The sequence below is a fragment of the Pseudochrobactrum kiredjianiae genome (genome assembly GCF_030362795.1).
Lineage (GTDB): Bacteria > Pseudomonadota > Alphaproteobacteria > Rhizobiales > Rhizobiaceae > Pseudochrobactrum > Pseudochrobactrum kiredjianiae.
This window is the reverse complement of record NZ_JAUCBM010000001.1, coordinates 737,717-762,479: the sequence shown is the minus strand read 5'-3', so window position 1 is coordinate 762,479 and position 24,763 is coordinate 737,717. Positions and strand designations below refer to the sequence as shown.

12 protein-coding genes and 1 tRNA gene are annotated in these 24,763 nt (G+C 51.4%); 11 read left to right on the top strand and 2 right to left on the bottom strand.

Annotated elements, in window-relative coordinates; translation table 11 throughout:
- Window positions 1–135 precede the first annotated feature (135 nt).
- The 11 genes from QUF18_RS03370 to QUF18_RS03320 all read left to right on the top strand — a co-directional run bounded on the left by QUF18_RS03370 (window position 136) and on the right by QUF18_RS03320 (window position 12,195).
- Window positions 136–1,092 (top strand): LysR family transcriptional regulator, encoded by a 957-nt coding sequence (locus tag QUF18_RS03370; RefSeq protein ID WP_289385195.1) that lies wholly within the window; start codon window positions 136–138, stop codon window positions 1,090–1,092.
- A 134-nt stretch (window positions 1,093–1,226) separates the two neighbouring features.
- A tRNA-Cys gene (locus tag QUF18_RS03365) sits at window positions 1,227–1,300 on the top strand.
- A 67-nt stretch (window positions 1,301–1,367) separates the two neighbouring features.
- Window positions 1,368–2,045, top strand: a complete 678-nt coding sequence (locus QUF18_RS03360; RefSeq protein ID WP_289385193.1) for an MOSC domain-containing protein — start codon at window positions 1,368–1,370, stop codon at window positions 2,043–2,045.
- Between the two features lie 105 nt (window positions 2,046–2,150).
- Window positions 2,151–3,587, top strand: coding sequence for a MocR-like pyridoxine biosynthesis transcription factor PdxR (gene pdxR / locus QUF18_RS03355; protein WP_289385189.1), 1,437 nt, complete (start codon window positions 2,151–2,153; stop codon window positions 3,585–3,587).
- Window positions 3,588–3,759: 172 nt separating this feature from the next.
- Window positions 3,760–4,671: a MurR/RpiR family transcriptional regulator gene (locus QUF18_RS03350; protein ID WP_289385161.1), complete on the top strand. Its 912-nt coding sequence runs from the start codon at window positions 3,760–3,762 to the stop codon at window positions 4,669–4,671.
- Window positions 4,652–6,529, top strand: coding sequence for a dipeptide ABC transporter ATP-binding protein (locus QUF18_RS03345; protein WP_289385158.1), 1,878 nt, complete (start codon window positions 4,652–4,654; stop codon window positions 6,527–6,529). The genes QUF18_RS03350 and QUF18_RS03345 overlap by 20 nt, the downstream gene beginning before the upstream one ends.
- Window positions 6,530–6,548: 19 nt before the next feature.
- Window positions 6,549–8,078 carry a glutathione ABC transporter substrate-binding protein gene (locus QUF18_RS03340; RefSeq protein ID WP_289385157.1) on the top strand — a complete coding sequence of 510 codons (1,530 nt, stop codon included), beginning with the start codon at window positions 6,549–6,551 and terminating at the stop codon, window positions 8,076–8,078.
- Between the two features lie 64 nt (window positions 8,079–8,142).
- Window positions 8,143–9,063: a glutathione ABC transporter permease GsiC gene (gene gsiC, locus QUF18_RS03335; RefSeq protein WP_113943349.1), complete on the top strand. Its 921-nt coding sequence runs from the start codon at window positions 8,143–8,145 to the stop codon at window positions 9,061–9,063.
- Window positions 9,060–9,944: an ABC transporter permease subunit gene (locus QUF18_RS03330; protein WP_113943350.1), complete on the top strand. Its 885-nt coding sequence runs from the start codon at window positions 9,060–9,062 to the stop codon at window positions 9,942–9,944. Before gsiC ends, QUF18_RS03330 begins: the two co-directional genes overlap by 4 nt.
- 65 nt (window positions 9,945–10,009) lie before the next feature.
- Window positions 10,010–10,951, top strand: coding sequence for an isoaspartyl peptidase/L-asparaginase family protein (locus QUF18_RS03325; protein ID WP_122008957.1), 942 nt, complete (start codon window positions 10,010–10,012; stop codon window positions 10,949–10,951).
- A 164-nt stretch (window positions 10,952–11,115) separates the two neighbouring features.
- A complete protein-coding gene (locus QUF18_RS03320) occupies window positions 11,116–12,195 on the top strand; it encodes an SbmA/BacA-like family transporter (protein ID WP_289385150.1) in 1,080 nt (359 codons plus the stop codon).
- Window positions 12,196–12,275: 80 nt separating this feature from the next.
- Here QUF18_RS03320 and QUF18_RS03315 read toward each other — a convergent pair whose 3' ends face one another.
- Together QUF18_RS03315 and QUF18_RS03310 are read right to left on the bottom strand one after the other, a co-directional pair.
- Entirely contained in the window at window positions 12,276–16,022 is a 3,747-nt protein-coding gene (locus tag QUF18_RS03315) for a TonB-dependent receptor (protein ID WP_289385148.1), read from the bottom strand.
- A gap of 4 nt (window positions 16,023–16,026) precedes the next feature.
- A complete protein-coding gene (locus QUF18_RS03310; protein ID WP_289385147.1) occupies window positions 16,027–24,165 on the bottom strand; it encodes a DUF7507 domain-containing protein in 8,139 nt (2,712 codons plus the stop codon).
- Between the last annotated feature and the right edge of the window lie 598 nt (window positions 24,166–24,763).

The following is a 24,763-nucleotide window of genomic DNA, read 5'->3' as shown; positions in this document are numbered from 1 at the left end:
TATTGCTACAAAGGCGCGTAAACGCCACCTTTGCCCCTCGCTCAAAAGCTTCAAAACGGCTTTCTTGACAAATCTTGACACTGCGGCAACCATAGCGCAAACAGATAAACATAATCATCATCATTGATAGGATTAATGATGCGCACCTATGAAGAACGCTTTTTATGGCGGCTGGACTGGAACCTGTTGCGCACTTTCACCATCGTTGTGGAACAGGGCGGTATCACCCGTGCGGCAGAATTTCTGAACCTGAGCCAACCCACCGTCAGCAGTGCGCTCAAACGCCTTGAAGACACGGTTGAAAAACGGTTGCTTGACCGCAGACCCGGCCATTTTGCCTTGACCACAGCGGGCGAAACGCTCTATCGCGAAAGCCACCTGCTCTTTGGCTCGATTTCACGTATTCCGAGCCTGATGGCCGCTGCAGAAAGCCTGGTCACCGGCCATATTTCCATTGCTATGACCAGCCATGTCACCTGCCCGCATTTTGATGCGATCCTGCAGCAGTTCAGCCGGACTTATCCCGAAGCAACCTATTCGATTGCTGTGACTGAAAGTGCCGATGTTCTGAGCCGTGTCCGGCAAAATCAGGCCACTTTCGGTGTGTGTCTGATGCGTGAGGATGACCCCTCACTAGAGGCAAGCATTCTCTATCGCGAGTTTTTCGGCCTGTTCTGCGGTATCAGTCATGAGCTGTTCGGCCGTACAAATATCAAACCAGAAGACCTCTCCGGCAAACAGTCAGTTTCCTTCCAGACGGAAATTGAAAACGGCCCGCTGTTTCTGGTGCGGCAATTGCGTGAACGGGTTCATCTACACTCCGAACCACGCGGTGTTTCAGCCAATCTGCCGGAAGTCAGCCGGATGATTATTCAGGGGCTGGGGATCGGTGCCCTGCCGGTTCATATTGCCAGCCGTGAAGTGGATGCAGGCCTGCTCTGGACTTTGCCACCACAGGATGATCTGCCCGCGATTGATATTCATTTTGTCTATAATCCGCGCCGCAGTCTCAATCCTGCAGAGGCTGCTTTTATACGGATGATGGCCGAAATGTTGCGCAATACATCACTGGAAGAACGCACTTATCGCTGAGTTTAGACTTCATACCGGCCTAGTAAAATTATACAAACCGGATCATTCATTTGATCCGGTTCAGCCCTATTCAGGAGACGGTTTCAACAAATATCCTCCCGGATTTTGCAACCTTTTTAAGTATCTTCAGATCAGGCCGAATGGCGGAGCGGTTACGCAACGGATTGCAAATCCGTACAGCTTGGTTCAAATCCAAGGTCGGCCTCCATCTCTGACCAATAGCGACGTCTATTGGTCAGAGATGGGTTTACATTGTACTTCAGAGAATTCAGCTCATGACAGTCATTGATACAATACTAACCGGTTCTATCGCCCCGCTGGGGCCGCGTGCCGCGCCCAGCGCGATTAACAAGCTGCCATCCACCGGCAAAAATTGGCTCGGAAGTGAAGGCTTTATCAAAGACGCGCAAGGCGACCGCAAAAATCACGGCGGGCCGGAAAAAGCCGTTCATCATTATGCCTATGACCATTATGACGGCTGGAAACAGGAAATCGGTGAACGCACTATTCTGAACCATGCCGGTGCATTCGGTGAAAATCTCTCCACCACCGGACTGACTGAAGAAACAGTGGCAATCGGCGATATTTTTCAGGCCGGTGATGCTGTTATTCAGGTCAGTCAGGGACGCCAGCCTTGCTGGAAGCTGAATATCCGCTTTGACACCGGTGATATGGCTTTGCGCGTGCAACGCAGCGGCCGCACCGGCTGGTATTATCGTGTATTGCAGGAAGGCAATGTCAAAGCCGGTGACACATTGCAACGGATTGAGCGTCCCTCGCCGGAATGGACAATTCGCAAAGCATGGCATCTGCTCTATGTTGATACGATGAACTTGGCAGAATTATCAGTGATGGCAGAACTCGAACATCTGGCGCAGAACTGGCGGGATTATGCGATCAAACGTCTTGCTTCGCGCAAGGTTGAAGACTGGTCGCGCCGTCTGCAAGGCTGAGTAGCGTCCAAATTCGTATTCCGTCATCATCTGCAAACCGCTATCATGCGGCAGGCAATGTCATTACCTTTATCAGTTCAGGCCCCATACCAGTTTAGGTTTGTGATGAGAAAAAGCACCGCATTTGCCCTTGAAGTTTTTGCCAGAGATCGGGAGCCGATTTTTCTGGCGCTTGCCCGCTCGATTATCGGTGAGATTGAACGTGGCCGCCTGAAACCGGGTTCACCCTTACCCGGCACGCGCTCTTTGGCTCAAACCCTCAAACTCAATCGCAACACAGTTGATGCAGCCTATCATGAACTAACGATGCAAGGCTGGCTGGCAGCGGAACCATCACGCGGCACTTTCGTCGCCCGTGATCTGCCGGATGTTTCAGCACAGGGTAAAAACGCAACCACAACGCAGCAACCTCTACCGGTCAATAATAACATGCCTTACATTGCGCTCAAATTCTCTGACGGCGCACCGGATGCACGATTGCTGCCGACAACCGCCTTTGCCCAAGCTTTTCGCCGTGCGCTGACCAACACTAATTTTATCCTTGGCAGTGCTCAGAGCGATCCGTCCGGCAACAGATCGCTGCGGGAAACGCTCATATCCTATCTCAATGTCGAGCGCGGACTTGTTGCCACTGAAAAAGATATTATGATCACCAGAGGCAGCCAGATGGCCTTGTTTCTGGCGGCAAAAGCGGTGGTCGAGCCCGGCACTAAAATCGCCGTGGAACGTACCGGTTATCCGCTGGCATGGTCAGCCTTTCGTGCAGCAGGCGCCGATATTCTTGGTGTGCCGGTTGATGACGGCGGCATTGATGTGGATGCACTTGAAAAGCTTGCTCAACAGGAACCGTACCTCAGAGCCGTTTACCTGACGCCGCATCATCAATATCCGACAACAGTCACGCTGGGAGCTGCCAGACGGTTGCGGCTGTTTGATATCGCTCAGCGCTATGGTCTGGTGATTATCGAAGATGATTATGATAATGAATACCGCTATGACGGTCGCCCTGTTCTGCCGCTGATCGCGCGCTCCGGCAAAGAACTGCCGATCATTTATCTCGGCTCCCTGTCCAAAGTTTTGGCGCCCGGTATTCGCATTGGCTATGCAGTTGCGCCCGCAGATATTCTCCGTCGCATGATCCGCCATCGTGAGGCGATTGACCGGCAAGGCGACCTGCCGCTGGAACTGGCACTCAGTGATCTGCTGGCGGATGGTACGATTAAACGCCATGCACGCAAAGCCCGCCGGATTTATCATGCAAGGCGCGATTTTCTGGCCGGACAACTGAATAATTTGCTCGGTGATTGCGGACGGTTTTCATTACCCGCCGGTGGTCTGGCCGTCTGGTTCCGGCTCAATCGCGGTCTTGATGCTCAGCAATGGGCTGAAAATGCATCCCGATCTGGCCTCTCTGTTTTAGCAGGTGCGCATTTTGAACTGGATAAAGCCAATGCAACAAATGCGTTTCGTCTGGGTTTTGCCAGTCTGAATGAGGCAGAATTATCCCGTTCTATCCAGATGCTGGTTCGTTCAAAGCCCTGAAACTATAACAAGATTATCATTTCCTTACGAATTCCCCGCCTCAGGCCGCTGCTCCTCTGACCGGAACAGCGGCCTATTTTTATTCTGCTATATAGAAAAGATATTTTGTCACACGATATGAAAAAGATTTTCATATGGAATCATTTTTGATAAGAATTTTTTCGGGAGAGATTTGAGGGGGAAAGAATCGTTGAACCTGCCGGCGCTGATCGAAGCACAGTGGATACGTTTGACTATTAATCAGCAGAAGATTGCTGATTATGTGCTGACCAATCCTTTTCCCGTTGCCACAATGGGTATTGAAGAGCTGGCTTCAGCGACTGAAACCTCAACAGCAACGATTACCCGCTTTGTCAAAGCCCTTGGCCTCAATGGTTATACCGAGTTTCGCACGCATGCGGTTCAGGGCTATCAGGCTCTGCTGAAGCCGGTCGAAAATGTCGATCGCGCCCGTCATAATCCGCCAAAACGCGTGGTGGAAGACTCCTTTGCCAATGCCCTTGAACTGTTAAAAAACGTAGCACAGCAGGCCGACAATCCGGTCTGGGAGAGCGCAGCCATGCGCATTCTCAATGCGCAACGTATTGCCTTTTTAGGCTTTGGCGTCAGCGGCAATCTCCTGCAACTTTTTGCCGACAGGCTGCTGCCTTTCAGCCGCGCTCAAGTCATGCTGACTGGCGACTGCGGCATGGAACGTGTGGCATTAAAAATCGCCGGTCTCGGCCCTGAAGATCTGCTGATTGCGATGGGACTGCCGCGCTACTCGCAGGCTACAGTCGATTTTATGAAAATGGCGCGCGGTCGCGGCACCTATTGTATTGCGATTACTGACGGCACTCATTCACCGCTCGCTGCGCTCAGCCACGAACAGATTTTCATTCCGGCAGAACATCCGGTTCTGCACAGTTCCGGTATTGCGGCAATTGCCGCTTTTGAAACCATTCTCGCCATTCTGGCGGCTCATCATCAAAGCGTGTCCGATGCTGTTGCACGAACACGCTTTCTTATGCCCTATTTTTATGCGGATGATAAAACTCATCCGCAGTCCAAGACGAGGACCACGGATGTCAGTGAAGCCGAGTAACCCGCAAGCAGCACCGGTTATCCGTGTTGAGAATATCAGCGTTGATTTCAAAGGTGATGAAAGCACATTCCGTGCGGTTAAGAATCTGTCTTTCGAGATTAAAGCCGGAGAAACACTGGCCGTGGTCGGTGAATCCGGTTCGGGTAAATCCGTAACCTCGCTGGCTATTATGCGGTTGGTGGAAAGCGGCGGCGGCAAGATCACCGAAGGCGGCATTCATTTTACCGGCAATGACGGCGTGACCACCGATCTCACCAAATACTCGCTGAAGGCGATGGAAAAAATTCGCGGCAATGATATTGCCATGATCTTTCAGGAGCCGATGACCTCGCTCAATCCGGTTTTTACCGTTGGCGAACAGATTGCCGAAGCCGTGCGCCTGCACCAGAATTGCTCAGCCGCAGAAGCTCGCGCTGAAGCCCTGCGCATGTTGGAAAAAGTCCGCATTCCGGACGCCGCCCGCCTGCTCGATCGTCACCCGCATCAGCTATCCGGCGGTATGCGCCAGCGTGTGATGATAGCAATGGCATTGTCCTGCAAGCCGAAACTGTTGATCGCCGACGAGCCGACCACAGCGCTTGACGTGACCATTCAGGCACAGATTTTGCGTCTTATCCGCCTGTTGCAGGAAGAGATGAGCATGGCCGTGCTGTTCATCACCCATGATATGGGTGTGGTGGCAGAAGTGGCTGACCGCGTTCTCGTTATGCGCCATGGTGAAAAAGTGGAAGAAGGCACGGTTGAAGATATCTTCAAAGCACCGCAGCATCCTTATACCCGCGCTTTGCAGGCCGCCGTACCACGCCTTGGTGCGCTCAATGGTGAAGATCTGCCGCGTCGCTTCCCGATGCTTAAAGCCGATCATGCCGACGGCAAACCTGCTGAATTTGAAATATCGCCGCCGCAAGATACGATCAAATCCGCTGAACCAGTGCTGAAAGTGCAAAATCTGGTTACCCGTTTTGATATCCGGCGGGGTTTTTTCTCCAAGCTGACCGGTCGTGTTCATGCTGTAGAGCAGGTCAATTTTGATCTGCGTCAGGGCGAAACACTGGCGCTCGTCGGTGAATCCGGTTGCGGTAAATCCACCACCGGCCGCACGCTAATGATGTTGCAGGAAGCCACTTCCGGCTCTGTACACTATCGCGGCAAAGATATCTTCAAGCTGAGCGGCGCGGAGAAACTTAGCATTCGCCGCAAAATTCAATATGTGTTTCAGGATCCGTTTGCCTCACTCGATCCGCGCCTGACCGTCGGCTTTTCCATTGCCGAGCCGCTGATTACCCACGGCCTCGCCAAGGGCGATGAGATTGAAGCCCGTGTGATGCAATTGCTGCGCGATGTCGGCATGCAGCCGGAACATGCACGCCGCTATCCGCATCAGTTCTCCGGCGGCCAGCGCCAGCGTATCTGCATTGCCCGCGCCCTTGCCGGTGATCCGGATATCCTGATTACGGATGAAGCTGTGGCAGCGCTCGACGTTTCCATTCAGGCGCAGGTCATCAACCTGATGATGGAATTGCAGGAAAAACGCGGGTTGTCCTATATTTTCATCAGCCATGACATGGCAGTTGTTGAGCGCGTCTCGCACCGTGTTGCCGTGATGTATCTTGGTCAGATCGTTGAAATCGGCCCACGCCGTCAGATTTTTGAAAATCCGCAGCATGCCTATACCCGTCGCCTGCTCTCTGCAGTGCCAATTGCCGATCCGTCACGACGTGATCGCAACAGACCGCTGATTGAGGGCGAAATCCCAAGTCCGGTGCGCAAGCCCGACGATATGCCTGTTGTCAAACCATTGGTTGAGGTGGAACCCGGCCATTTTGTAGCCCGCCACCCGATCGGCGATTTTAAGTAATATGTGTAAGGAGAGACATATGAAACTGAAGTCAATTCTGCTGTCAACCGCACTCGCTGCTGCTGTCATGCTGCCAGGCACTGTCTGGGCGAAGTCCCTCACCGTTGCCATTCCGAATAACCTGACCGGTCTGGATCCGACAAATATCAACGATACCTTGTCGCAGACTTCGATCCGCCTGATCTATCAGGGTCTGTTCGGCTTTGATAAAGATATGAAACTTGTTCCGCTTCTGGCCGAAAGCTATGAAGCCAATGACAATGCCACCGAATTCACGATTAAATTGCGTGAAGGTGTAAAGTTCCACGATGGCACTGACTTCAACGCAGCAGCGGTTAAAACCAATATTGACCGCCTTGCTAATCCGGACAACAAACTGTCCCGCCGCAGCCTCGTATCCATGGTCAAGGAAGTACAGGTCGTTGATGCAACGACTGTTAAGCTGATCCTCAAAGAGCCTTTCGGTGCGATGATCCCGTCTCTTGCTCATCCGGGTGCGATGATGATTTCGCCTGCCGCTCTGGAAAAATTCGGCAAGGACATTGACCGTAATCCTGTCGGCACCGGCCCGTTCAAGTTTAAACATTGGGGTGCGGACACATTGGAAGTCGTGAAAAACGACACCTACTGGAAAGAAGGCCTGCCGAAAGTTGACGGCGTGACCATCCGTTCCGTACCGGAATCCGGTGCCCGCTTTGCTATGTTGCAGACCGGCGAAGCTCAGTTCATTCCTTCCTTCCCGCCGGAACTGATGGTCGTTGCGGAAAAGAACCCGAATGTAGAAGTAACCGCAAGCCCGTCGATTGTTGAGTATTATGTTGCACTCAACACTTTGAAAAAACCTTTTGATGATGTGCGCGTTCGTCAGGCATTGAACTATGCTGTCGACAAGAAGACCTATTGTAAAATCGTTTACAATGATCTGTGCGAACCATCAGACTCGATCATTCCGAAAAATCTGGCTTTCCACGTTACAGCCGGCAATTACGACTTTAACGTCGATAAAGCCAAAGAGCTGATGAAAGAAGCTGGCCTCGAAGCCGGTTTTGAAACTGAAATCTGGTCAGGCTCCAATACAGAAGCCATCCGCGCCGTTCAGTTCATCCAGCAGCAGCTGGCGCAGATCAATGTGAAGGTGAATGTAATGCCGCTTGAAGCCGGTGTTGCTGCACAGAAAATCTGGGCTGTTGAAAAGCCAGAAGATGCAAGCGTCCAGATGTATTATGGCGGCTGGTCAGCTTCGACCGGTGATGCTGACTGGGGCATTCGTCCGCTGCTTTACGGCCAGAGCTTCCCGCCTGCAATGTTCAACGTAGCTTATTATAAAGACGCGAAAGTTGACGCTGCAATCGAGGGCGCGATCAGCACGGCAGATCCTGCAAAACGTGCGGAATTCTATGCGGAAGCACAGAAAGTTGCATGGGCAGGTGCACCTTGGATCTTCCTCGGTGAAAACCAGAATATTTCAGCTAAAAGCAAAACCCTCTCAGGCGTTTACATGCTGCCTGACCGCGGCTTCCTGCTTGAAGAAGCTGCATTCTCTGAATAATCGTATCTGAAAGCGAGTGCTGACCGCTTTATGCGGTCAGCACAGTTTTTCAGAAAGGAAATCCATGTTTGCCTATCTGATCAAACGGCTGTTGGCCACTGTCCCCGTCATTTTGATGGTGATGGTCTGCGTTTTTGCCTTTGTGCATATGTTGCCCGGCGATCCTGCCCGTCTTGTTGCAGGTCCTGATGCCAGCCCGCAAGACGTTGCCGCCGTACGCTCCTCACTCGGCCTCGACAAGCCGCTGCCTGAGCAGTTTGTCACTTACTTCAGCCGTGCAGTACAGGGCGACTTCGGCATCTCGCTGAAAACCCGCCGTACTGTTGCCGAAGAAATCGGCTCCCGCCTGATGCCGACCGTATGGCTCACCGTATTCGCCATGCTCTGGTCCACGGCTCTCGGCCTGCTGATCGGGGTTATCTCCGCTGTTAAACGCGGTAAGTGGCCGGATTATGCGGGGATGATTATTGCGGTTTCCGGGATTTCCTTTCCGCCTTTCTGGCTCGGCCTTCTGCTTATCAATCTGTTTTCCGTGCATCTCGGTTGGTTCCCGACCGGCGGCTACGGCACTTGGCAGCATTTCATCATGCCGTCCTTTACGCTTGGCCTTGGTGTTGCGGCAATCATGGCACGTTTCACCCGCTCTTCCTTCATAGAAATTGCCCGTGAAGATTATGTCCGCACTGCGCGCGCCAAAGGTGTACCGGAACGCCGTGTGATCTGGAAACACTCGCTGCGCAATGCGCTGATCCCGATCATCACCATGGTCGGTCTGCAATTCGGCTTCCTGCTCGGCGGTTCGATTGTGGTTGAGAGCGTGTTCTCATGGCCGGGTCTTGGTCGTCTGCTGGTCGATTCAGTTTCCTATCGTGACTATCCGGTCATTCAGGCGCTGATCCTGTTGTTCTCGCTGCAGTTCATTTTCATCAATATGCTGGTTGATGTGCTGTATGCCTTCGCAAATCCGGAGATCCGCTACAAATGAGTGCGACAACTGTTGTGGTGGAACCCACCGAAAAAATGCGCAAGCCTTTGGCTGAATTCTGGCGCCGCTTTAAAAAGCAAAAAGTGGCTGTAATCGCGCTTATCTTCATCATCACTCTCGTTCTGATGGCCGTCTTTGCGCCATTTGTTGCGCCGTATGATCCGACCATTCCGGATTATAATGCCGTGCTGCAAGGCCCGAGTGCCGCCCACTGGGCAGGCACAGACACCTATGGCCGCGATATTTTCAGCCGTATCATCTGGGGTGCACGGATCTCACTATCCGTCGGCTTCCTTTCCGTAACACTCGGTGCGCTTGCCGGTGTTTCGCTCGGCATCATCTCCGGCTATTATGGCCGCTGGATTGACTCTGCCGTGATGCGTCTGTGCGATCTGCTGCTGGCCTTTCCGGGTATCCTGTTGGCGATTGCCGTTATCGCTATTCTCGGACCTGGCATCACTAACGTGATCTATGCAGTTGCGATCTTCTCGATTCCGGTTTTTGCCCGTCTTGCCCGTGGTACAACATTGCAGCTCAAGCGCACTGTTTATGTGGATGCGTCCCGTGCGATCGGCGTGAAAGATCGCGTGATTATGCTGCGCCACATTCTGCCTGGCACATTGCCGAATGTGATCGTCTATTTCTCCATGCGTATCGGGACATCCATTCTGACCGCGGCCTCCCTCTCCTTCATCGGTCTGGGCGCACAACCGCCAAGCCCTGAATGGGGTGCCATGCTGGCTGACGGACGCTCCTATATGGGTGTGGCCGACCATCTGACCCTGTTTCCGGGCATTGCGATTTTCGTGACCGTTCTGGGTTTCAACCTGTTTGGTGACGGTCTGCGCGACGCATTGGATCCGAAACTGCGCTCTGACTGATGAAGTTACGCCGTCTCAACTGAGACGGCGTTCTCATGTCAGCCTTTCAATATCTGAGGAATATTATGTCTGAAACTACCCCTGTAATTGCACTCCATGGCGGTGCAGGCACGATCCTGAAATCCAATATGACACCGGAGCGTGAAGCCGCCTATCATGCAGGTCTTAAAGCCTGCCTCGAAGCTGGTCTGAAAATTCTTAACGAAGGCGGCAGCGCATTGGATGCAGCCACTGCTGCGGTTATGGCGCTCGAAGATAATCCGCTGTTCAATGCCGGTCGCGGTGCGGTTTACACCACCGATGCCACCCATGAGATGGATGCTGCTGTGATGGACGGCGCGACCCGTGCCTGCGGTGCGATCACCGGTATTTGCGGCCCGCGCCATCCGGTGCTGGCAGCACGTGCCGTGATGGAACAGACTGAGCATGTGTTTCTCGCCGGCAACGGTGCCAAGCGTTTTTGTGAAAATGCCGGTCTGGAAATGATGGAACCGGAATGGTTCGGCACCCAGCAACGTCTTGATGCGCTGAAAGCGGAAATGGAACGCCGCCGTCTCGGTCTTGCCGATGATGGTGATCCGGCACGTAAGCACGGCACAGTCGGTGCGGTTGCGCTCGACAAGCACGGCCATATTGCTGCTGCCACCTCCACCGGCGGCATGACCGCTAAAACACCGGGTCGCGTGGGTGACAGCCCTGTGATCGGTGCCGGTACATGGGCAGATGATAAAACTGCGGCGATTTCCGCCACCGGTCACGGCGAATATTTCATCCGCTGGGCAGTCGGCCACGAAATTGATGCACGTATGCGCTGGGCAGGCCAGAGCCTTGCACAGGCTGCAGGCGATGTAGTGCAGGAACTTGGTGAACTTGGCGGTTCCGGCGGCCTTATCGCCGTTGATGCCAAAGGCAATATCGAGCTGCCGTTCAACAGCCCTGGAATGTATCGCGCATGGTGCGGTGCAGATGGCGTCATCCATACCGGCATTTACGGCAAAGAAGACTGATACTTTTTACAATCCGATAATCGTATCTCCCCCGTGTAATGATTACGCGGGGGATTTTTTTGTAACTGCTTTTTTCAACGACCACTCTGGAACAGTACAGAAAATTCTATTACGTTTAAGATGCTCCCAGAGCGATACATCAACAGCTGTAAGAGGTCATTCCGGTGCCAGTTCCTCATGACCCTCAGCAAGACCCTCATCTGCCGGAAATCCCATTTTTAAAACAGGTCGGCATTCTGCGCAGATTGCTGAACTCCTCCGATGAGTTTCTTAAACTTGCTGCACTCTCCGCAGGTTTGCTATTCATCTTGCTGGCAACCGCTTACGGACAGGTCACGCTCAATCAGTGGAATGTGCCGTTTTACAATGCAATTGAGCAGCGCAACGTGCCTGAATTTATCCGGCAGTTGCAGATTTTTGTCTTTATCGCTGCCGGATTGCTGATCCTCAATGTCGCGCAAAACTGGTTCCAGCAAATCCTGTCTGTGATGATGCGCAAAGCCATTGTCAAAAATCTGATTGATTGCTGGTTACATGGCAATAAAGCATCCAAGCTCGATAAAACAGATTTTTATGCGCAAAATCCGGATCAGCGTATCCATCAGGATACCAGACAGCTCGCAGATTCCACGACAGGTCTGACAATCGGCTTTATTCAATCGACGATCCTGTTGCTCAGCTTTGTCGGTATTTTATGGAATGTCTCGGAAGGCTTTGTCTTTCATTATAATGGTTATTCGTTTTCACTCCCGGGCTATATGGTCTGGGCAGCGTTTCTCTATGTTGGCCTCGCTTCAGCGCTGAGCAAGTGGGTCGGGCGCGGACTGGTTCGGCTCAATGCAGCGCGTGAAGCACAGGAAGCCGAATTTCGCTCCGCACTGGTCACGATTGTCAGTGAGAACCACAATTACCCGACAGTGGATGATAGCGAGCGGAAAATCAGTTTTTTGCGCGAGAAATTTCAGAGCCTCTATCTCAGTGTCAAAAAACTCATCCTGACTGAGACCAATCTCACATGGATTTCATCCGGTTTTGGCTGGATGGCTATTGTCGTGCCGATATTGGCGGCTGCACCGATCTATTTTTCCGGTGATCTGAATTTTGGTGGCCTGATGATGTCAGTCGGCGCTTTCAATCAGGTCTATTCAGCTTTGCGGTGGTATGTGAATAATTATCAGGCCATTGCCGAATGGCGCGCCCATTTGCTACGCATTACCGGCTTCCACACACTGCTGGCGGACTAAACAAGCTAGTCTGTTCTTCAATAAAAATGCCCCGTATTTAGCAATACGGGGCATTCCTGTTTCAATATTCTGTCAACAGATCAGAACTTGCCGACCATATTGAGGAAGACGCCGCGGTCATCCATGGTCAGATCGCGCAAATCGTCGGAGAAGCGGCCGAAATTATAGCCGACACCCACTTTGAAATTATTGCCGACATGGCGGTACACCGCAGTCAGAGCACCGAAGTCTGTGGTGTCGGCTTCCGGCATATGCATCACCTTGCCCTCAACCAGCACATCCCATTCCTTCACAATATGCAGATCTGCCCGCACAATGCCGAGGTGAGCAGATGAACGCTGCCAATAAGGCTGGAAAGTGCCTGCATTATCGGCAATCCGGTATTTCACTTCGCCGATACGGAAACCATATTTCGCGCCAACCGACAGCCATGGCACCAGATCATAGGTAAAATCTGCCGAGAGAATATGGCTGCGCTGCGCCGGAGCATAAACATCACGCGTTGAGCCGCTGACAAGCTGGTTATTGCCCGGCATGTCATAGAGCCATGAATATTTGAACAGCGCGTTCAGACGATCATTTTCAACAGGACGATAGGCATAGCCGAGGGACGTTTCCACATAATCCGTATTCTGCACGGAAGTGAGGGACGAATTACTGTCAGAAATAACCGCATCGAAATTCGCCAATGCACGCCAGTCTTCACTGGTTTTCCATGAAACGCCACCGGCCAGCAGATAGGTATTCTGATCGCGCGTGCCGTCTTCAGAATTTTCAATGCGGACTTCACCACGCATACGCGCATCAATGCCGGCTTCTTCATCTTTATAACCAACGGCCAGCGATGGCGCATAACGGTCAAAGTCCGAATTTTCAAGACCACCCGAATTGAGTGTGTTGTCGTGAATACGGCCGGATTCAAAACCGGCATTGACTGTCCAGACCGGATCCGGCGTATAGACAACACCATAGGTCTGAGTGAGTGAACGGCGCAGACCGAACATATCGTAACTGTTTTCGACATAAGCAGAAGCAACATCATCGATACGACGTTTCACACCACCAACAATCGCGCCTTTATCACGACCGCTCAGATCATAGATACGGTTGAGGTCGAACGCACGATCCGGATCAAGACGATAACCGATATAATAATGGTCATCGGCATTAGGATCATAGGTCAGGCCTGCCAGACCGCCGACGCCATGAGTCCCATAGGACAGCTCGCCGGTGAGGCCGACTTTATCGGTCAGTTTGATCTCTGTACCAAGCCCGATACGGTCATTACGGTCAATATCACCCGAACGGCTCATCGTCCCCTGACCGAAACCATAGAACAGGTAATCATCGCTCAGGCGATAATCCGCACGCACACCACCATCAAGGCGCGAGCCATCATAACCGTGTTTGCCGGATTTAATGGCAGTTGGTGACATCAGTTCGGTATAGGAGACACCGAAAGACAGTTTCCAATACTGATCCAGCTCATAGCTGATGCTGGACTTGCCTTCGCGTTTGATCTGACCATCATCATCTTTAAAATCGTCATAGGTCAGTTTCAGCTTGGTGCGCTCACGCAATTCCAGATCGGCATGCAATCCCCAGAGCTGTTTATCGACCTGCACCTGATCGTAAAGCGAAGAGAAACCGGCCTCACGGTTTTCATAATATCCACCAAGAATACCCTTGGCGCCATTGTCTGTCAGGTCTTCCAGATCAACCTGACCACGCATACGCCATGCCGTTGCGGTTCGGTCGCGGCTACCGGCAGGGCCGGTATTGCTCATGGTCAAACCACCATCGGTCGAACGGTTCAGACCAAAGCCCTCCCCTTTCGAGACAGCAATTTCACCTTCCAGAAAGGTGGTTTCGGAATGGCGCAGCTGAATATCAGCACCACCAGCCTGCTGGTCAGCTGTACCGGTCGTTTCATTCATGCCGGTAACACCGACACGTACTTTATCACTCAGCCATTGCTGCGCACGACCACCATAGCTGAAACCATCAACATCAGTGGCAGACGGCTCAAACTCATATTGCGCAAGCAGATAGATTTTATTGCCGCCCAATGCACCGCTACGCACCGGATCACTGGTCGCCGTCGATGTGGACAAAGGCCGTGTAAGAATAACCACGCCCTGCATATAATCAAAACGATAATCCTCACCGGCACGCAGAGTGCGGCGCTCGATCATACGGCCGGTTACCGGATCGCGTACTTCAATGGTGAGCGTTTCCGAGCCTTCGATAATATCCTGACGCTTCATAAAGTAAGCTGAACCGCCGGTCGCAAGAAACTCTTCGCGTTGCGGCAGCGTATCCGGCTGCGCACCATAGAGGGTCACTTCCGTGTTGCGTTCACCGAAAGATGTGCTGGTTTCAGAGCGATAAACTGCCTGCCCGCCATAGAGCGCACGTTCAGCCCGCATAAATTCTGTGCCCTTGATCTGGGTTTTGAAATTACCCCACATCACATGGCTGTCGCCGCGATCCAGACGCACATAGAATTTACCGTTTGTCGGTGCATCTTCAACCATGGTCGAGTCATCGCCATAGACCGGATAATAATCATCCGGATCGAGGCGGCGCAGCAGACGGCGCGGATCTTTGCTGCCGAAATTACGGAACAACTGATCCAGATCATCCTCAGCCGTATCAGCGGCAGCGGTCAGCAGATATTCGCCTTTGATCTTGCCCTTCAGATAGAAAGCAAGGCGACCGCGCGTATAAACGCTGTCATATTCACCCGGACGCACGCTCTCAATATTCTTATCGCCGGTACGTTTGCCAACGGTCAGATCGGCCAGTGCGACATAGAACCATTCATTATCCGGAATATTAATATCACGGTTAAAATGCAGACCACTATCCTTGGAAACGCCGTTCACCGATACATCAACATCGTGATTACCCGGTGGCAGAATGCGCTGCACCACAAAAGCCTGTTCACGGTCAACAGGAATAGCTTCCCCGAAAGCCTCTACCTGATGCTGCTGCGGGACATTACGACCATAAATCGTAACGGAACCACCGCGCACAGGAATATTGCGTAGAGCTGTACGATCTTCGCCCATGCCCGGAGCAACAGCTGTTACTTTATTTTCGGACGAGAAGTCTTTTTCTGTCCGGCTCAATGTCAGCGGCACAGTCTCATCATAACGGCCTTTGGCATCATAGACGCGCAACACATAGGTAAAATCGCGCAGATCGTCACCGGCCGGCATTTTCCAGCCAGCTTTTGCATTGGTGCCGACCGGAACGACAGCCAAAGGCTTCTCAGTCTTCTTGCTGTCATTATCATGGAAAATACGGATTTCAGAACGCTCTACGAAACCCGGATAGTTGGTCGTTGCCAGAAACTCGACCGTCTCACCGGCACGGTAGCTGCGACGCACCGGCATAGTGGAGACATTCAGCAAAGGTGTGCTTTCCAGACCGTCATATTTGATCTGGATATCAACCGCATGCAAATCAACATCGGTTTTGCGCTGACGATCAGCCTGCTTAACCGGTTTGTCGTTTTTCTTCACGTTTGCCGGTGCTGTGCTTTCTTCAACCGTTTCACCATCAACACTGATGGCAAAAGGAATGTTGCCGCTGTCGCTTAAAGATTCACGCTCGGTATTTTCGCCGACTTCCAGACTGCGTACAGTCTGGTCATCCAGCTTTTTACCGCGAATGGAATGAAGCTCCGTCTTGCTGCTATCTGCAGAATTTGCAGCCAAAGCGGGCAAAGTTGCCATGGTCAGAGTGACCATGGCGCTGCCTGCAAGCAAGCCAAGACGACGGATATTACGGTGTTTCATGGATGGAATAATGTCCGTCATAGCTTCATTTCCCCACTTCTGAGCGGGTTTCAATTTCGAGCTGGTAATGCTCACCGTCTTTGCGCCAGCGCTCTGTAATCAGATCACGCAAGTGCTTGATCCGCTGTTTCGCGAGTTGCGGCTTGGTGTTTGCATCGACATAGCTCAGTCGCAGAACCGATGGCTCCTTGCGCAATACGGCGATCAGGCTGCTGATATTGTCAGCCCAACGACGCTTGAGTTCTGTGCTGTTTGCTTCAAACGCATCACCCTTCACATCAAGGCGAACGACACGGCCGATGGCAGCACCAAAGTTGAGCTTGGTCATTTTACCGGCGGTAAGGCGGACAACACGCGGGTTCTCCGTTGTCAGGCGGTAGCCGCTTGGCAGGGTGCGCGGGTCAAGCTTCATGATGAAGTTGGAACCGATACGCTGATCCGGCAGAGCCGCACAGGCAACATGGAAACGGCCATGTTCATCGGTTGTCACCAGCCAGCCTTTGACGGTGGCAATCCGCACACCTGCAAGACCCGGCTCGCCTTCATCCTGATAACCGTTGCGGTTTTTGTCATCGAAGACCTTGCCGACGATATCGCCACAGTCGAACACAGGTTCCGCAACAATCTCGACAACCGCTTTTGCATCTTTGGCAACCGGTGTGCCGGTTCTGTCGGTGACAGAGGCTACGTTGGTGTGTTTACCTGGTCCCGCTGTGCTCAGTGCCAGCAGATCGACGCGGATTTCCAGCGTGGATTTTGGTCCCAGCGGCAGATTGTCAAAGCGGATCTGACGACCATTGACCACAGGCACAAACGGATTGCCGTCCAGCGTTGCGGAATCTTCCACATAGCGGAAACCTGCAGGCATGGTGTCGATGACATTGACCGGACCGGCATTGCTGGTCGAGCTGTTTTCAACGCGGATGATGTAAGGCACACGCTCACCACGTTTGATCTGACGCAGCATTGCCTGCTTGGTAATGGTGACATCATTCGGCTCGGTCGCAGGCAGTGTGACTTTCGCCACGCTTTCCGGCGATTCATATTCCTTGCCGTTGCGTACATTACCTTTAGCGGTCGCAATATTGGTGACAGCGCTGACAATACCGGCGGCTGCATCAATATCGTCCTGCGACAGAACATAAGTTGCAGCGAACTTCTGCGAAGCCCCCGGTTTCAGTTCAACCGGATCAGGTGTGAACGCTGACAGCTTGCCGGTCGCAGGCTTGTTGTTAAAGCTCGGACCGATATCAGCAGGCGTCACATTGAACAGGACTGCATTACCGGTATTGGTGATGTTGAAGGTGAATTCAACTTTCTCACCGACTTCCGGATAACCATTGCCGTTATCATCAAGCCATGTACCGGTTTTGATGATTTTCAGTTCCGGTACCGGAGGCACAACCGGCACGATCAGCGGTTCATCCGTATGAATATCCGGACCCGACAAATCTGTCGTGGTTTTTGGTCCTGAACCGTCATCATAGGTACCGGTCGCCGTTGCCTGATTAACAACCTTCTCATTGTCGATATCTGCAAGCGTGATGGCATAAACGGCTGTGAATGTTTTCGATTCATTCGGTGCCAGATCACCGGCATCGAACGATGACGGATTGATGCCCAGCAGCGGGTCTTCAACCTTCACATCGATCAGTTCCATATTACCGGTATTGGTGACGGTAAATGTATAGGTGATCTCCTGACCTTCTTCCGCAGGTTCTGTCAGGGCAGAGACAGCCGATTTCACCACCGCGATCGCAGGCACTTGATCCAGAGGCACAACAATCTCGTTGGACTCAACCGGCGGCACAGTCTCAGGCACTTTGGTGTTCGGATCGGTATAGATACCGGTTACACTGGCCTTGTTTTTAACTTCACCCTTCTGGATATCAGCCTGCTTGATTGCATAGGTCGCTGTCAGCGTGACTGCATTGGCAGCACCCGGCAGCAATGTCGCAATTGTCGTTTCCGGCATATCCAGATCAGGAAGCGGATCGGTCACAACCACATTTGTCAGTGTGACGTTACCGGTATTGATCACCACAAAACTATAGGTGATCAGGTCGCCCGGCACCGGCGGTGTACTCAGAACATGGGTTTCCGATTTGACAATGCTCAGGCCGGTCACTTTGTCGAACGTCTGTTCTGTCGGCGTGTCATTATCAATATCAGTACCGGAAATGTCCGTCACATCATCCGGCGTACCGCCGACACTGCTACCGATAACCTTGGCGGTATTGGCAAAGTTTCCTTTATCAATATCGTCCTGTGTCAGCGCATAGGTCGCTGTAAAGGCATCAGTATTCTCAGCACCCGCTTCAAGCGGACCAGTCCAGCCGGAGGTGTTGTGAACAACAACGCCTGCCACCTGATCTTCAATGCGAATGTTCTCAATCGTCACATTGCCGGTGTTGCGGACTTCAAAACCAAAGGTGATGATATCGCCTACCTGCGGCGGTGTACTCAGAGCAGCATCCGTAATGGTCTTGATCAGACGGATCTGCGGATCACGGGTCAGGTCTGTGACCGACGGATCGTCATTCTCAAACTCTGTACCGCTGGTGTCTTTGACCTGCTCATCAGGCTTAACAACAGATGTACCGGTTGTTTCAGCAATATTGGTGACCTTACCGGCATCAATATCTGCTGCTTTCAGGGCATAAGTGCCGTGAACAGTAATCTCTGTATCAGCAAAACTGTTTGCTGGTGTTTTTGCCGGAAGCGTAACCGCTTGCAGACGTGCCGCATCCGTAACATCCAGCTCGAAGTCCGGCAGCTCATCCGTCAGCGTGATGTTGTTCAGTGCCACGTTACCGGTGTTGCGGATCACCATTGTATAGGTAATCTTTTCACCGACTTTCGGCGGAGATGACAGGTCGGAAACATCGCCGGTCTTCTTCAGCGCAATCGCAGGTTTCTGCGGCAGCGGTGTCACCACTTCATTGGAATCAACAGGTGGCTGTGGTTTTTCAGGATCGTTGAAGTCGATCTTGGCAATATTACGTGCTTCACCGGCATCAATATCACTCTGTTTCAGCGGTGCAGTCACCGTGAAATCAACTGTGGCATCCGGCGCAAGACTGGCCACTGACGCCGGAGTGATTAACGCATCAGCGAAATCATCACCAAGAACCAGATTGCTCAGTGTAACGTTACCGGTGTTTTTCGCTGTCACAGTCCATGTCAGCATATCGCCGACGCGCGGGTTTTCAGGCGCAGTTCCTTCCAGAACTTTTGTCAGTTCCAGCTTCGGGTTACGGAACAGCGGAACTTTAACTTCAGACGGACCGGTGGTTACCGGTGTCTTGGCAGGACCTGTGGTGCCGTCTGCCGTTGCAATATTATGCACTTCAGCAACATCGATATCCTTCAGAGCAACGGTATAATTTGCATAGACCGTTTTAACTTCAGCCGGATTTAATGTGCCGATTGCGAAAGCAGCAGCAGGGTCCGGCGCGATACCAACCAGCTCATCCGTGATTTTCACATCATTGAGGATCGTATTACCGGTATTCTCAACGGTAAATTTATAGCGGATTGTATCGCCGACAATTGTCGGATTCTGAACGCTGTTGCGTTCAATTTCCTTCAGCAGTGTCAGACCAGGCTTGCTCAGATTTTCAACAAGATCATCGGCAGTCGAACTGACTTTATCCGCATCGCCCTTCGTGCTCCACTCACCGGTCGCCGTGGCTTTATTCGGCACTTTGCCACTGTCGAGATCGGCCTGAGTGAGGAAATAATGTGCTTTGAATGTTGTGCTGTCAGACTGTTTCGGATCAAGACGTTTGATCACAGTGGCAGCATCCAGACCTTCCAGACCAACAAGTTCATCTGTCAGTTTGATGTTCAGCAGAGGCGTGTTGCCGGTATTGGTGACAGTAAAGCTGTAATCAATCCGGTCACCGATTTTGGCAATGCCGTCTTTCGGCGCATAGATATGCGATTTTTTCAGCTCAATCTGCGGCGTGATAACAGGGGTGATCGTCGCTGTTGCGGCTTTCTCGACCAATTTGCCGGAATATTCGCCGTTCCCTTTGACGTCCGCCTTATTCAGATGCGGAACAACCGGCAACACACGCGGGATCACAGGATTGACCACAATCGTAAAGCCGACAGTCGCGCTTGTACCCGACGCACTCCCGTTCAGATTATTCGCAGGCAATTTTCCGTCAGAGACAAGAATATTGTTGCCCGAACCGTTAAAACCGGACTGCAACGTCCCAAAGCTCGCTGAAATAGTCTTAACGCTATACTCGCCTTCAGCAGGCTTACCACTGGCATTATAAGTACCGTAATTCTGGTCAGAACCCGTCAGAACATCAGTAACAGTAATATTGTTCAGCGGCTCAAGGCTCGGGTTTTTAATAGTCAGCGTATAAGGAATTTCATAGCTGCCATTATCCAGATAGGTAATGGTTCCGGCTGCTTTTGTCAGATCAATACGTGGCAGAGGTACGCGCGTGAAATCCTGATTTTTCGACGCAAAACTATTGCTGATGATAATGCCGTTAATGCGGTTCACACCATTGGCAACCGGAGCCGCAATACCTGTGTCGTTCGGTGCAGGCAATGCTTTACCGTCTGTCAGGTTTGGTTCGGAAATCCGGCCATAAGAAACGTCATAGGTACCCGGAGGCAGCTGCGTGAAATCATATTCGCCCTGAGCATTTGTGGTCATAGTGCGGGTGATAGTTTCACTGTCATGGATAGCTTTACCGATGACGGTTACCGAAACACCGCTGATACCGGTATCCTGACCTGCATCAAAAGCATCATTCGTATTGAAGTCACGGTAGATTTTACCGCTGATGCTGCTGCCCTTCACCGTTTTTACAGTGCCGGTAGACTTATCATTGGTCGGATTTTTGTCGAAGGAGTCGGTTTTGACTTGAGCAGTATTCGATGCGGCCTCGGCCTTCATATCGGTGATTTTTGTAAACAGTTTCACCGTTACAACTTCACCAAGCGCCATATCACCAAGTTCACACGTGATCTCACGGCCTTTGGCAGCGCCCTGACAGATACGACCGGCACCGGCAGGAATAATCACCGGCGCTTTTGTCAGTTCCATGCCGCTTGGCAGCATATCCTGCAGTGTCACATTTTCAGCAATATCAAGACCGGCACCGGTCAGATTGGTGACTGTGATATCCCATGAGAACTCTTCACGCAGATCAACGGTCTCTACACTCGGAACCTTCGTAACCGAAATATCAGAGCGCACGCGGACAGTCGTATCCTGAACAGCCTTGTTGTTTTCTTTGATAGTTTCATACAAATCCGTGGCATCGGATTTAACTTCAACCATGTTCAGATGTTTGCCGCGCTCAACGCCGGTCATGGTCATCTGGAAATTAACGGATGTTCCTGCTTTGAGGAAAGGCAGCTCATAGACCAGCGTACCGCCAGGGACAGTTGTACTGGTATTCGTAAGTTTATAAGTTCCGGTCGGGATTGTCTTGGTAACCACAGGATTGGCAAGACCGGTCTCCGGCAATGTATCCGTAATCACCAGATTATAGGCATCAGACGGACCGCGATTGCTGACAGTTACAGTATAAGTTGTATCTGTTCCTATTTCGAGCGGATCAGGACCATCAGATTTTGTCACCAGCAGATCGAATGCCGGCGCCAGAACAAGAACATCAAGCGTCGCAGTGTTATTCTGCTCGTTAACTTCCTCTGTATCGGTTTTCACACTGGCAGCATTTGTGATTCTCTTATCAACTAGCGGTGTTGTCGGAATAACGCGCACAGAAACAGTTTGCTGAGAGCCGTTATTAATGGTGCCGAGATTACAAACGATCTGATTATTGCCTGTGCCGGTCACTTTCGTAACATCCGGCAAAGTCGAGCAGATGCCACCGGAGCTGGCACTTGCGCCAACAAACATCAGGCCATCCGGCAATGTATCAGTGATTGTAACTTTCTCAGCTTTGCTGAGGCCATTATTCGGCACACTTGCGGTCAGAATATACAGCAGTTCCTGCCCGGCTTTGGCACCGGAGCTTGCCGACGGGCTGGATTTTGCAACTATCACATCTGTACGTGGCAGCACTTCATAACGGGCTTCGCTCTGATTGTTAGTCAGATTGTTGTCCGGCGTATTCAGCGAATAGGCATGCACTGAATTCAGCTTTGTGCCTTCCGTACCAGGACGCACTGTTACTTCAACAACAGGGCAATCTGTTGCCAATGTACAGACAGGCAAAGACTGCATCCGGCACGACAAATCACGCGAATAAGCGCCACTAGTCGCAGAACTGCATGCCAGTCCCACCGCTTTATTCGGGATGATATTGATCTTCACATCACTCGGTGAACCACCGGCAGCTTCGGCAACGATTTCACTCAATCTGTCCTGCAGGTAGACATCTTCAGCAACAGCAGGTCCGCTGTTCGTTACTTCCAGACGGAACGTGATTTCATCACCGGCAAGAACCGGACTGCTTAGTACAGTTTTTTTAATACTGATATCTGCCCAGTTTTTATCATCCGCACTGGTGATCGGGCCGGTCGATGTGGTGTTATCAGCAGGATTTGCATCGAGATTCAAATAATCATCGAAAGAGACCGTCATGCGGTTCTCGAATGCACCCTTTTCAGTCACTTCGGCTGTCAAGGTAATCGGTGACGTCCCCGTCCCCGGATTAAGCGGCGAAGTTTTTGTGTACTGATCCGTAGTACAGACAATTTTTGCAGGACCGGTTACCTCCGGCTGCGGCGAACAGCGCCAGTTTGCAGGCGCTGCAATTTTGGTCACTTTCAAACCGGCAGGCAGATCATCCGTAATGGTCAGCTCACCGGAAAATCCGATATTGCCTTTATTGGTCGTATGCAGGTTGAAGTCATAGCTATTGCCGACTGTCACCAGATTGCGGGCAGGACCGGACTTATGTGCAACCAGATCCACTTTCGGATCAGCAATATGAGCAACTGTATCGCGACCGCTATTGTTGCGATCAAGACCCGGATTTTCATCATCCGACGCAATAGTTGCAGTGTTTACAACGCCTTTTTCATCGGTTGACTTGATCGCTTTGGCTTTGATTGTAATCGGCGCTTTATAGTCAGTACCGGCACCGGCAGTATATTCACAACGAATTGTCTGCCCTTGCTCAGGACAGACCCAACCTTTACCGGCATCAAGACCGATGAACTGATAATTTTCCGGCAGCACATCCGTGATGCTCGCCTGCGACGGCACAGTACCGGCATAAGCAGGGTTCAGCGTGAAGGTAACTTCATCCTCTGTGAACAGCAGGCCGGAAGGTGAACGTGTTTTCGCAATGCTTACATCCGTACCGGCAATAACGCTTACGCTTGCAGAAGCTTCGTTATTGTCACTGAGCGGATCCAGTGGCTTGCCAGTCGGGTCAATTTTCGCACCCATAGTGATAGTGGATACGTTTTCAACGATGACCTGAGAGGAGAACACATACGGGATTTCCTTCCCGACAGCGATTTCACCCGGCACCGCACAAATAATATCGGTTCCGGTAATTTTGCAGCCCGCAGGCATGCTGACATTGCGCGACAGACCGACCGGCAAAGGCAGCACGAGCGTAGCGCCACTTGACGGATATGGGCCGTTATTTTTGACCGTTGCTGTAAACTTAGCCTCAAAACCGGCTTGTACTTCAGGTTTATCAAACGAAAGTGCGACAGCCAGATCAGCCCCTTCTTCAACCGTGGTATAACCATGTTGCTCAGGACCCGGCGCAGCCATTTTCGCCTTCAGTTTGAGATAACCTTCGGTCATTGGGCGCAAATTGACAGTAACCGGGCGGATAATTTCCTGCGGTGCCATTGCAGGCACATCACAAGTTATATCTAGAGGCGCGGTCAGTGTTTCTTCGGGTGTGACCGGCGCAGATTTACAACCTGCAAGACCATCTACGCCAAGAAATACAGAGCCTGCCGGCACTGTGAAGGTGATGCTGGTTGCCTGCGTACCCTGATTGGCATTGTTTTCAATCCAAAACTCATAGGGAACAGTTGCGCCAGCGGTCGCTACCGAATTTTTGGCGTTATCAATATTCAGCGTCCAGCCGCCGGTCGCCTGAGCGGATGCATGATCTGCCAAAAACGGCAGAGACAGCGCAACAAAGCCTGCGACCTGTGCGAATCGCGACATGGTTTTCAATGTAAGGAATTTCATTAGCGGGCACTCGCCTCACAAGAAGAGAGCCAGAATGAAGACAATAGATTCACGGTCGCGGGTGAAGACACCCGCGACTGAATGGAAACGCTCATCAGCATTTCGCCCCTTAAATTTTCAATTACAGAAAAGTCATGATCTTTATATTTCGGCGCGACAGTGATGCGCGGCAAAAAAGAAGAGACTCTGATTCGCCATGCTGATAGGCCATTTTCAAAAATTAAAAAACCGTTAAAAACAAAAAATCGTGTCCGTATATAAAATTTATTAAGATTTCGATAATTTTGTCAAAACTGCTTAAATTCTAAATAAGCGATATAAAATATGTAAAATTCGCTGTTTTCATTATAAAATTTGAGATTTTAAGTGCATCAAAATATATAATTTACATCATTTAATTAGAAATTGTTTATCGTATTTTCAGAAAATATAGAACAAACTTAACAAGGCATGATTAAGAAACGATCAAACTTCACTTCGCTCAGCATACTAAAGTTTTTGCAATTTTTAAAAAATCAACTGTTTTTTTGAAATAAAGCAAACATAAACAATACAGGTATAGGCGTGAACAGTAATCGCCTGAAGGCCAGCAAATAAC